We start from the raw sequence: 11,877 nt of genomic DNA, 5'->3' as shown, positions 1-11,877 counted from the left end.
ATGCGGCAGCCGTCTACACGCCGCTCTGGGCCGACGGGATGATCGCCGGGCGCGGCTGGATCGCGATTGCCCTCGTCGTCTTCGGCACCTGGCTGACGGGCCGCATCTTCCTCGGCGCATGCCTCTTTGGCGCCGTGTCGCTGATGAGCCTCGCAGCGCAGGCAACCGGCGTCGACGTGCCCTCGCAGCTTCTCTCCAGCCTGCCCTATATCGTCACGATCATCGTGCTCAGCATCATCTCGGCCGACCGGCGGCTCCTGAAGCTCAACGGCGTCGCCTCGCTCGGCGAACCGTTCGAGCGATGACCGCAACGCGGCCCAAGCGATCGCGGTGTCCCGCGCGCATTCGGTGCCGCGGGCAATCTCAGGTATCGGAACGGGTTCGCCGGTCCTGTTCCAACGCCGCCGTCGAGCGTGTCGCTGCCCTCACCGCCGCTCAGATGTCAGCGCCGCCGGCGCCCGAGAGCACGTCGTTGCCGCAATTGCCGTAGAGCTGGTCGGCCCGCGCTCCGCCAACGAAGGTCTCGTCGCCGGCATCGCTGCCGTTGAAGACGATCGAGTCGGCATCGAAGACGGCTTCCAGATCGTCAGCCGCCGTGCCCGTCATCAGCCCGTAGATCAGGTCATGGACGAGGTCGCCCGTACCGCCGGCACTCGACGTGTCGTCCAGGACCGGCGAGAATCCGATCTCGAAGAGTTGGCTTGCAAGACCCAATTCCGTCGAGGAGAAGTCTGCCGTGCCGGACACCGTGTGGTCGAGCCCCGTGCCGAAGGTGAGCGAGTCGATCGTGCCGTTGAAGCTGCCGGTCGCGTGGGTGAAATCGCCGTCGGCGATAAAGGCGGTGGCGCATACCGTCGGGTTGAGGGGTTACGTCAAATGACCGACCAGACCCCGGCCGGCGCCGGTGCGCTGTCCCGCGCGCTTTGCATGCAGGTTTCAGGCGCTCCGACAGCGCACATCCGCAGGGATGGGCCTGACCCTGCGTTGCATCACGGCAGGCAGCAGTATTTTAGGAAGATTGATCATAGCCGTCAAATCCCACGCCGCGCACCCGGTATCCATTCACCTGACAGGACGCCACACAAGGAACTTCCACAGAAGTCCTACCGATATCAATGTCGACAAAAGGATATAATTATAAAACTTTAAATTAAGAACTTTTTATATTTATTGAGCCGCCTGTCCGGATTGAATGCGTCGGAATTAACCTTGAATGCAGCGATGTATGACGCAATAACGCCTCCACCCTATCTGAGGATACTTCCAACTTTGGCATCGTGCAATTAACAGGAAAAAAGGTTCAAGTAATATTCTGCAATCTAAGGGTGAAGATTTTTCATGCGTGGGAGCTCGCGTAAATATCCAGGAATACGCGGCAAACCCGGCCGCATTTATCGTCACCGGGTCTCAATTTCGAATGAACTGCCACGAAGCGTTTTCTGAGCAAAAGCGACGGGCGCACCCGACCCGTCCATATGTCGATGCGCGAGCGCGCCTCGCAGCCAGGCTGATGGCAAAAAGCCGCGACGCAACGTCCCTGCCCTCCTCTGCCGGGAAACCGCCGCCGCTGACGTGCGGCATCCTGCGCAAGGAAAATCGCCGGACGCAGCCAGGCTGCGTCCGGACGCCTCTGCCGATCAGACGAGATCGAAACGGTCGGCGTTCATCACCTTGTTCCAGGCGGCGACGAAGTCCTTCACGAACTTGCCGGCCGCATCGGACGCGGCGTAGACTTCCGCCAGCGCACGAAGCTGCGAATGCGAGCCGAAGATCAGGTCGACACGCGTGCCGGTCCACCTGGCTTCGTTCGTCTTGCGGTCGCGGCCCTCATAGACGCCCGGCTTGCCGGCGGCCGGCGCCCAGGTCGTGTCCATGTCGAGCAGGTTGACGAAGAAATCGTTCGTCAGCGCTCCCGGACGGCCGGTGAAGACGCCGTGCTCGGGATTGCCCGCCTTGAGGACACGCAGGCCGCCGACGAGCACGGTCATTTCCGGACCGGTCAGCGTCAGGAGCTGGGCACGGTCGACAAGGGCCTCTTCCGGCTTCATGAACTGCATCCGGTTGCTGTTCACGTAGTTGCGGAAGCCGTCGGCACGGGGTTCGAGCGCGGCGAAGGAGGCTGCGTCGGTCTGTGCTTCGGAGGCATCCATGCGGCCGGGCACGAACGGCACGATGACGTCGTGGCCGCCGGCCTTCGCCGCCTTTTCGACGCCGGCAGCACCGGCGAGCACGATAAGATCGGCGAGCGATATCTTCTTGCCACCGGCCTGGGCCGCGTTGAACGCCTGCCGGATGCCATCGAGCACGCCGAGAACCCGGGCGAGCTGCTCGGGCTGGTTTGCTTCCCAGTCCTTCTGCGGCGCAAGGCGGATGCGCGCACCGTTGGCGCCGCCGCGCTTGTCGGACCCACGGAAGCTCGCGGCAGACGCCCAGGCGGTCGAAACCAGCTCCTGCACCGAGAGCCCGGAGGCCAGAACCTTCGCCTTGAGGTCAGCGACGTCCTTTTCATCGACCAGCGGGTGGTCGACGGCCGGGATGACGTCCTGCCAGATCAGGTCTTCCGCCGGCACCTCCGGACCGAGGTAACGAACCTTCGGGCCCATATCGCGGTGGGTCAGCTTGAACCAGGCGCGGGCGAAGGCGTCGGCGAACTGGTCCGGGTTTTCCAAGAACCGCCGCGAGATCTTCTCGTAGATCGGATCGAAGCGCAGCGCGAGGTCGCTGGTCAGCATGGTCGGCACCTGCCGCTTCGAGGGATCGAAGGCGTCCGGGATGGAAGCCCCGGCGTTCTTCGCCTTCCACTGGTGGGCACCGGCCGGGCTCTTCGTCAGTTCCCACTCGAAGCCGAACAGGTTCTCGAAGAAATAGTTGCTCCACTGGGTCGGGGTCTGCGACCACGTGACTTCAGGACCGCCCGTAATGGCGTCCTTGCCGACGCCGGTGCCAAACGAGCTCTTCCAGCCAAGGCCCTGATCCTCGATCTCGGCACCCTCCGGATCTGCGCCGATCAGCGAGGGGTCGCCCGCCCCGTGCGTCTTGCCGAATGTATGGCCGCCGGCGATCAGTGCCACGGTTTCCTCGTCGTTCATCGCCATGCGGGCGAAGGTGTCGCGAATGTCGCGCGCGGAGGCGACGGGATCCGGGTTGCCGTTCGGGCCTTCCGGATTGACGTAGATCAGCCCCATCTGCACCGCCGCGAGCGGCTCGGCGAGCTCCCGTTCGCCGCTGTAGCGCTCGTCGCCGAGCCAGGTGCCTTCCGGGCCCCAGAACAGTTCCTCCGGCTCCCAGACGTCGGTACGGCCGCCGGCAAACCCGAAGGTCTTGAACCCCATCGATTCGAGCGCGACATTACCGGCGAGGATCATGAGATCCGCCCAGGAAATCCTGCTGCCATATTTCTGCTTGATCGGCCACAGCAGCCGGCGGGCCTTGTCGAGATTGGCATTGTCCGGCCAGCTGTTGAGCGGCGCGAAGCGCTGCTGCCCCATTCCGGCGCCGCCGCGGCCATCTGTGATGCGGTAGGTGCCCGCGCTATGCCAGGCCATACGGATGAACAGGCCGCCGTAGTGACCGAAGTCGGCCGGCCACCAGTCCTGCGAATCCGTCATCAGTGCGTGGAGATCCTTCTTGAGGGCGTCGAGGTCGAGCGCCTTGAACGCCTCCCTATAGTCGAAGGACTCGCCCATCGGATCGGAACGACCGGAGTGCTGGTGAAGAGCCTGAACATCCAGTTGGTTCGGCCACCAGTCGCGGTTCGATCTGCCGCGCGACGGCGCGTGTGCGACGGGACATTTGCCCGCCGTTTCGGTTTTCTGGTCCATGGGTCTTTTCCTCGTTGCTTCACTGGCTCGCCGCTCGGAGGGCGGCCTGTCTCGGATGTCTCGGCTTGGCCGCGCGTCAGGCTAGAGTCCGCTGCCCGGTCGGCAAGCGAACAAGGGCCGGCGCGCGCCCTCCCCTTCCTTCCTTTTAACGGAAGCGTCCGATCAGTTTAAGTTCAATTTACTGATTGTCACGATAGGATAAGGTTATGGAACAGTCCGACACACGTCCGCAGTGGGTCAGAGAATGAAATCCGCCTCGACGAAGGCGACCTTGCCGTCGACGCGGATGGAGAAATCGGCCTCGCCGTCACCGTCGACATCGCCCGAAAGGAACGTGTCTCCGGATTTCCTCATGACGCGCAGTTCACCGGCCTTGCCGGAAAAGCGGTCGCCGTCGATGAAGTTGAAGGCCTGGTCGCCACCCTTCGTCGTGTCTGCATCCATGCCCGTGAGGCTGATCGTGTCCCCCTGCTTGCGCAGGAACCCGGCGATGATGTCACGGCCCGACGGCGTTGCGGCAGAGTCCCGGATCGACCGGAAGACGAAGGTATCGGCGCCGGAGCCGCCGTAGAGCTGATCCGCGCCGCTGCCGCCGGTCAGCCGGTCGTCGCCTGCCGCGCCCCTCAACGTATCGTCGCCCGCGCGGCCGCTGAGAACGTCGTTGCCGCCGAGCCCGTTGATCGCGTCGGCGAGTGTTGAGCCGCGCAATGTGTCCGCTATCCCGGTCGGCAGGATATAGGCCGGATCACCGTCATGGGTGCCAACCAGGCGGTCGAGGTCGCGGTCCGGCGACGCGAAGGGAATGAAGCCGTCCTCCAGGGCCAGCTTGGTAAACTCGGCGACACGCTTGCTGCCATTGACATAATCGACGACGAAAACGGGTTTTCCCTTGTCGAGGAAATCCCGCTTGAGGATCCGGATCATCTCCTCGTCGGGATTGAGCGCGTTGTTCTCGTCCTTGTTGCCGCCGTAGTAGAGATCCTCCACGGCGATTCCGCCGATCGCGTCGAGATAGGCCTTCTTGCGCGCCGGATCGTTTCCGAGGTCGTTGAGAATCCATCCGCCGTTCTGCGGTATGACGAAGAAGTCCGGATTGGTTTCGCGCGCGTGCTCGGTGAGCGCGACGATGAAGTCCACCATACGTTTCGCCGCCTGCCTCACATTTGCAGGGTCCCCCGTTCCCCTGTCCTTGTCCGAAACTTCCTCGCCCCAGAAATAGTAGCCGTCCACGATGTCGAGATAGGCTGCGTCGAAGCCCGCCTTCACGATGGCGTCGATCTCGCCGGTCTTTTGGTCATTGAAGATGATCTTCTGCCAATCCTCGTCCCAGTAGCGCACCTTGCGCCCCTCCGGCCAATCGGGATTGACCGGTCCGAGCCAGTCCGGCGCCTTGCCCGTGAGCTTGCCGGATGCGTCACCCGTCGAGGTCCAGCCGGTGCGCCAGTAGTCGCGAAAATCCGAGGCTTCGCCGATCGAAACGTAGGAAACCACTACCGACCGACCACCCATGCCGTCCTTCATCCGGGTGACCTCGCCCTCGGAGAAGCGGAGCGCATTCGTGCCGTCGCGTGACGCGTCGACCACAAGGAGGTCATGCGTCGCCGATGCGAGCAGCGAGACGTCGAGCGGATTGCCGTTTTTTCCCTGCAACTCGTAGCCCCAGTTGTCGACCGAGACAGTTCCCGTGGAGGTCTTGAATTTTATCATCTTCTCTTCCCGTTCCGCCACGATCGGCCATCCGCCCCGAGCCACCTGCCCGAGCCACCTGATTGTGTCACAGAAGCAGAAGAGTGGTGTGAATGGCGTTAAGACGACAGAACGGTGACCGGACAATTCCGGCACTGGATAAGCTATCTCTGCTCCTGCATTCTCGGCAGATCGCTTCAGAATTTCATTCTGTGAACGAGAGGGCCGGAACAGGGAATTTGACAGGGAGCAGCCGCTGGGACACGCCGGTCGACAGGCAGAGTCCCTATGACGCATTCGGAGGCCCGTGGACGCTCCATTGCCTCGCCGTGGGACACTGCGCGCGCGGGGGAAACCGATGCGCGCATCGCGAAGCTTCAGGGCGAACCACCTGCGCCGGGCGGCATTCGAACGATGATCAGGCGCATCGTCTGCGCCGACCAGGGCCAGACGGCTGAGAAACGACCGTCGTGAGGTGCGGAAGACCGGCCCGATCGCAACGGATATTGCGGCGTCGACAGGCCGACTTTCCAGCGTCCACGCCTGAATCTAGTACTGGTCGAGCGCCCGCGTGAGCGTCAGGGCGGCGATGGTGCAGATTGCGCCGGAAATCAGATAACCGCCGATGAAGACGATGCCGAAGCTGCTGGCGAGGCCGAGCGCCACGAGGGGCGCGAAACCGGCACCGACGAGCCAGGCAAGGTCGGAGGTCAGAGCCGCGCCCGTGTAGCGATAATACTGCGTGAAGCGCGAGGACACCGCGCCGGAGGACTGGCCGAAGGTGAGGCCGAGGATGGCGAAGCCGATCAGGATATAGGCATCCTGGCCCCTGCCGCCGGAATCGAGCAGGAACGGCGCCGAGAAGCTGAAGATCGCGATCAGGATGGCACCGAGCATCAGCTGGTTGCGCCGTCCGATCCTGTCTGCCAGCACACCGGACAGCACGATGCCGACCGCGCCGACGGCCGCTCCGAGAACCTGAACCCGGAGGAACTCTGCCGCCGACTGCCCACCATTGAGCGTCACCCAGCTGAGCGGGAAGATGGTGACGAGGTGGAACATCGCAAAGCTCGCCAGCGGCACGAAGGCGCCGAGCACCACATCCATGCTATGCTTGCTCAGCATTTCGAAGATCGGCCGGGCCTGCAACTCCTGCGCCTCCATCGCCGCGCCGAACTCCTTGCTGGCGACGATGCGCAAGCGCGCGAAGAGCGCCACGACGTTGATCGCGAAGGCGACGAAGAAGGGATAACGCCAGCCCCAGGCAAGGAAGTCCGCTTCGGAAAGGTTGTTCACCATGTAGCCGAAGAGAATGCTGGCCAGCGCAAAGCCGATTGGAGCGCCAAGCTGCGGGATCATCGCGTACCAGCCGCGGCGGTGGGGCGGCGCGCTGAGATTCAGGAGCGACGCGAGACCGTCCCAGGCGCCGCCGAGCGCAAAACCCTGGCCGAGCCGGAAGAGCGCCAGCAGCGCCACGGCCCAGTATCCGATCGTCTCGTAACCCGGCAGGAAGGCGATGGAGGCGGTCGAGCCGCCGAGGATGACCAGCGCGATCGTAAGCTTCGTGCCGCGTCCGTAGTTGCGGTCGACCCACATGAAGACGAAGGAGCCGACCGGACGCGCGAGGAAGGCCAGCGGAAACAGCGCAAAGGACATCAGCGTCGCGGCCACCGCACTGCCGGCGAAGGGGAAAATCAGCTTCGGGAAGACCAGAATGGAACCCAGGCCATAGACGAAGAAGTCGAAGAACTCCGACGCCCGCCCGATAACCACGCCGATCGCGATGTTGCCCGGCGACAAGGGCCGGTCGTCATCATGCATGCGGCGGGCATCCCGTTCCAGACCAGAGGATGTCGGATTGACGGACGAACTCATGAATGTCTCCGAGCGAGGTGCACCATGTTCCTGGAGTGTTGACTAATCGACACCCGATATCAAGAATGCGCAACGCGTGAACCCCGCACGCGTTGCGGATGCCGGCGTCCGTTGGCTTTCGCCGGCGGAAAGGCCGTCAAAATTGCGCTAGTACAAATTTGCTGCTAGGGACAGCCTTAAATTCCTACCGCACTGCGACAGAATGCTGCGCTGCGACGAAGCACCTCATTTCCAAGTGCGACCGCGCCCGATTATTGCCGACTAGACAGAACGCAAGTTGAGCCCGAAATGCCGACGTCATTCAGTTTAGCCCGCCTATCGATCATCCTTCCCCTGATGCTCTCGACGCTTTCGGGTTGCAACATGGTCGTCATGTCGCCGTCCGGCGATATTGCCGCCCAGCAGCGGGATCTGATCGTCGTTTCGACGATCCTGATGCTGGTCATCATCGTGCCGGTCATCTGCCTGACGCTTTATTTCTCCTGGCATTACCGCCAGTCGAACACGGCCGCCCAATATGACCCCGAATGGCATCACTCGACGGGGCTCGAAGTCATAATATGGTCTGCGCCGCTCGCCATCATCATCGCACTCGGCGCGATCACCTGGGTCAGCACCCACAAGCTCGACCCCTACCGGCCGCTCGACCGGATCGACGCAGCCAGGCCCGTCAGCGCGGACACGAAGCCGATCACCGTCGAGGTCGTGGCGCTCGACTGGAAGTGGCTGTTCTTCTATCCGGACTACGGCATCGCGACGGTCAACGAAATGGCCGCCCCCGTCGACGTGCCGATCAATTTCAAGCTCACCGCCTCCTCGGTGATGAACTCCTTCTACATTCCGGCACTCGCCGGCATGATTTACGCCATGCCGGGCATGGAAACGAAGCTGCATGCGGTCATCAACAAGGCAGGGGAATACGAGGGCCTTTCGTCCAACTTCAGCGGTGACGGCTTCTCCCACATGCGCTTCAAGTTCCACGGGGTGAACCAGGCCGGGTTCGACGCCTGGGTCACGCAGGTCAGGCAGAACGGCACGATGCTCAACCGCGACGCCTACCTGAAGCTCGAAAAGCCGAGCGAGAAGGAGCCGGTGCGCTACTATGCCTCCGTCGAGGACGGTCTCTATGACGCCGTGCTGAACATGTGCGTGCGCTCCGGCCAGATGTGCATGAAGGACATGATGCACATCGACAGGATGGGCGGTGGCGGCGTCGAAAGCCACGAGAACAAGGAACGGCTGGAGCACGACAACCGCTTCGCCGAAGGCCCGCGCCCGAGCACTGCTCTTCCGGCGGAACTCGCGCTTCTCCTTGAACAGGACATCTGCCGCGGCGAACCCGGCGAGGTGCTGTCGCTCGATGCGGACGGCACGCTGCCGGCGACGGCGTTTTCGAAAGACGGCCCGCGCAGGACACCCTGAGGGTGCTCTCTGCCGGATCCGGCTCCCACGGTTCCGGCACACATCTGTAGAAACCACGACCCGCCGGACCGCGGGCCGCAGTCGATAGAGTTTGGACGACCCCATGTTCGGCGACATCAACCTCACGCAATTCCTCTTCGGCCGGCTTACCCTGGAAGCGATCCCCTATCACGAGCCCATCCTCGTCGCGACTTTCGCGGCGGTGGTCCTCGGCGGCATCGCGATTCTCGCCTTGATCACCAAGTTCAAGCTCTGGGGCTACCTCTGGAGCGAGTGGTTCACCAGCGTCGATCACAAGAAGATCGGCATCATGTACATCATCCTGGCGATCGTCATGCTGCTGCGCGGCTTTGCCGATGCCATCATGATGCGCATCCAGCAGGCGATCGCCTTCAACGGCAGTGAAGGATACCTTCCGCCGCACCACTACGACCAGATCTTCACCGCCCATGGCGTGATCATGATCTTCTTCGTGGCGATGCCTTTCGTCACCGGCTTCATGAACTATGTCGTGCCGCTGCAGATCGGCGCGCGCGACGTCTCCTTCCCCTTCCTCAACAATTTCTCCTTCTGGATGACGACGGGCGGCGCGATCATCGTCATGATGTCGCTCTTCGTCGGCGAGTTCGCGCGCACCGGCTGGCTCGCCTATCCGCCGCTCTCGGGCGCGGATTACAGTCCCGGCGTCGGCGTTGACTATTACATCTGGGGCCTGCAGGTGGCGGGTGTGGGAACGACGCTCTCCGGCATCAACCTGATCGCGACCATCGTGAAGATGCGCGCACCGGGCATGACCTTCATGAAGATGCCGGTCTTCACCTGGACCTCGCTCTGCACCAACATCCTGATCGTCGCGACCTTTCCGATCCTCACCGCCACGCTCGCCCTGCTCTCGCTCGACCGTTATGTCGGGACGAACTTCTTCACGAACGACCTCGGCGGCAATCCGATGATGTATATCAACCTCATCTGGATCTGGGGCCATCCGGAGGTCTACATCCTCGTGTTGCCCGCCTTCGGCATCTTCTCCGAGGTGGTGGCTACCTTCTGCGGCAAGCGCCTCTTCGGCTATGCCTCGATGGTCTATGCCACCTGCGTGATCATGATCCTGTCCTACATCGTGTGGCTGCATCACTTCTTCACGATGGGCTCGGGGGCCTCGGTCAACGCCTTCTTCGGCATTACCACCATGATCATCTCGATCCCGACGGGCGCAAAGATGTTCAACTGGCTCTTCACGATGTATCGCGGCCGCATCCGCTACGAGCTGCCGATGCTGTGGACGGTCGGCTTCATGGTGACCTTCGTCATCGGCGGCATGACCGGCGTCATGCTGGCGATCCCCCCTGCCGATTTCGTGCTGCACAATTCGCTCTTCCTCATCGCCCACTTCCACAACGTCATCATCGGCGGCGTGCTGTTCGGACTGATGGCCGGCCTCGTCTACTGGTGGCCGAAGGCGTTCGGCTACAAGCTCGATCCGTTCTGGGGCAAGATGAGCTTCTGGTTCTGGCAGATCGGCTTCTTCTTCGCCTTCATGCCGCTTTACATGCTGGGCCTGATGGGCGTCACCCGCCGCGTCAGCCAGTTCGAGGATCCGTCGCTGCAGATCTGGTTCATCATCGCCGCCTTCGGCGCCTTCCTGATCGCGCTCGGCATCGCCTCCTTCCTCATCCAGCTCGTCGTCAGCTTTCTCCGGCGCGACCAGCTGCGCGAGACCTCGGGCGATGCCTGGGATGGCCGCACGCTCGAGTGGTCGACGTCCTCGCCACCGCCGGACTACAACTTCGCCTTCACGCCCGTCGTGCACGACCACGACAGCTGGTACGACATGAAGAACCGCGGCTACGAGCGCCCGCTCGAAGGCTTCCAGCCGATCCACATGCCGAGGAACACCGGTACGGGCGTCATCCTCGCCGGCATCAGCGTCATTCTCGCCTTCGCGCTGATCTGGTACATCTGGTGGCTGGCGGCGCTCTCCTTCATCGGCATCGTCACGGTGTCGATTGCCCATACCTTCAACTACAACCGCGATTTTTTCATCCCCGCCGAGACCGTGACGGCGACGGAGGATGCGCGCTCCAAACTGCTCGCGGAACGGACCTGAGACGATGAGCGTGACCCATGTCCAAGAGACTGAAAAGCCGCAGTTCTACCTGACGGAAGAGCATCATCCGGAAAACAGCACCATGCTGGGGTTCTGGCTCTACCTGATGAGCGACTGCCTGATCTTCGCCGTGCTGTTTGCGACGCATGGCGTGCTGGGCCGCAACTATGCAGCAGGCCCGTCGCCGGCCGACCTGTTCGACCTCGGCATCGTCGCCGTCAACACCGCGATGCTGCTCTTCTCCTCCATTACCTACGGCTTCGCCATGCTCCAGATGGAGCGCAACGCCAAGATGGAAACGCTGGTCTGGCTCGGCATCACCGGCGTGTTCGGCGCGATCTTCCTGGCGCTGGAACTCTATGAGTTCACGCACCTCATTCACGAAGGTGCCGGTCCGACACGGTCGGCCTTCCTGTCCTCGTTCTTCACGCTGGTCGGCACGCACGGCCTGCACGTCACCTTCGGCATGATCTGGCTGATCACCTTGATGGTGCAGGTCACGAAGCACGGCCTCAGCGCTGAAAACCGGCGGCGACTGATGTGCCTGTCGATGTTCTGGCACTTCCTCGACATCATCTGGATCGGCGTCTTTTCCTTCGTCTATCTGCTGGGAGTCCTCGGATGAGCTCGCACCACGAAAGCGCCTCCCACGCCCATCACGCCCGCAGCCACGGGCACGATGCCGGCCACGGCTCGTTCAAGGGCTACATGACCGGCTTCGTCCTGTCGGTGGTTCTGACGGCCATTCCGTTCTGGCTGGTCATGGCCGGGGTACTGGACAACAAGCTGCTGACCGCTGTCATCGTCATGGGCATCGGCGTCGTGCAGATCGTCGTGCACATGGTCTATTTCCTGCATATGAACCCGCGCTCGGAAGGCGGCTGGACCCTGATGGCGCTGATCTTCACGCTCATCATTGTCGGCATCGCGCTCGCCGGCTCGCTGTGGGTCATGCACCACCTCAAC

At 62.6% G+C, this 11,877-nt stretch carries 9 protein-coding genes and 1 pseudogene; 6 read left to right on the top strand and 4 right to left on the bottom strand.

Annotation, left to right across the window (positions count from 1 at the left end):
* Positions 1 to 305, top strand: a pseudogene (locus LXM94_RS23925) (ABC transporter permease); the annotation flags it as partial.
* 130 nt (positions 306 to 435) lie between these two features.
* On the opposite strand, the gene LXM94_RS26235 reads toward LXM94_RS23925, so the two are convergent.
* Positions 436 to 786, bottom strand: coding sequence for a hypothetical protein (locus LXM94_RS26235; RefSeq protein ID WP_235774103.1), 351 nt, complete (start codon positions 784 to 786; stop codon positions 436 to 438).
* Between LXM94_RS26235 and LXM94_RS23915 the strand changes: the two genes are divergently transcribed.
* Positions 737 to 880 carry a hypothetical protein gene (locus LXM94_RS23915; RefSeq protein WP_235774101.1) on the top strand — a complete coding sequence of 48 codons (144 nt, stop codon included), beginning with the start codon at positions 737 to 739 and terminating at the stop codon, positions 878 to 880. The two genes, LXM94_RS26235 and LXM94_RS23915, sit on opposite strands and share 50 nt — an antisense overlap.
* Positions 881 to 1,637: 757 nt before the next feature.
* Here LXM94_RS23915 and katG read toward each other — a convergent pair.
* From katG to LXM94_RS23900, 3 genes are all read right to left on the bottom strand, one after another.
* Positions 1,638 to 3,821: a catalase/peroxidase HPI gene (katG, locus tag LXM94_RS23910; protein ID WP_235774099.1), complete on the bottom strand. Its 2,184-nt coding sequence runs from the start codon at positions 3,819 to 3,821 to the stop codon at positions 1,638 to 1,640.
* 237 nt (positions 3,822 to 4,058) lie between these two features.
* Entirely contained in the window at positions 4,059 to 5,528 is a 1,470-nt protein-coding gene (locus LXM94_RS23905; RefSeq protein ID WP_235774097.1) for an MJ1477/TM1410 family putative glycoside hydrolase, read from the bottom strand.
* A gap of 528 nt (positions 5,529 to 6,056) precedes the next feature.
* Positions 6,057 to 7,382: an MFS transporter gene (locus tag LXM94_RS23900; RefSeq protein ID WP_235774095.1), complete on the bottom strand. Its 1,326-nt coding sequence runs from the start codon at positions 7,380 to 7,382 to the stop codon at positions 6,057 to 6,059.
* 288 nt (positions 7,383 to 7,670) lie between these two features.
* On the opposite strand from LXM94_RS23900, the gene cyoA reads away from it, so the two are divergent.
* The 4 genes from cyoA to cyoD all read left to right on the top strand — a co-directional run.
* Entirely contained in the window at positions 7,671 to 8,804 is a 1,134-nt protein-coding gene (gene cyoA, locus LXM94_RS23895) for a ubiquinol oxidase subunit II (protein WP_235774093.1), read from the top strand.
* Positions 8,805 to 8,907: 103 nt separating this feature from the next.
* Positions 8,908 to 10,911, top strand: a complete 2,004-nt coding sequence (gene cyoB / locus LXM94_RS23890) for a cytochrome o ubiquinol oxidase subunit I (protein WP_235774091.1) — start codon at positions 8,908 to 8,910, stop codon at positions 10,909 to 10,911.
* 4 nt (positions 10,912 to 10,915) lie between these two features.
* Positions 10,916 to 11,536, top strand: coding sequence for a cytochrome o ubiquinol oxidase subunit III (cyoC, locus tag LXM94_RS23885; protein ID WP_235774089.1), 621 nt, complete (start codon positions 10,916 to 10,918; stop codon positions 11,534 to 11,536).
* Positions 11,533 to 11,877 (top strand): cytochrome o ubiquinol oxidase subunit IV (gene cyoD / locus LXM94_RS23880; protein WP_235774087.1); only part of this gene is annotated, 345 nt, incomplete at its 3' end. The genes cyoC and cyoD, both read left to right, overlap by 4 nt.

This window comes from Rhizobium alarense, from assembly GCF_021555155.1.
GTDB classification, from domain to species: domain Bacteria; phylum Pseudomonadota; class Alphaproteobacteria; order Rhizobiales; family Rhizobiaceae; genus Rhizobium_D; species Rhizobium_D alarense.
The sequence above is the reverse complement of the archived record's forward strand: the minus strand, read 5'-3'. Positions and strand labels throughout refer to the sequence as shown.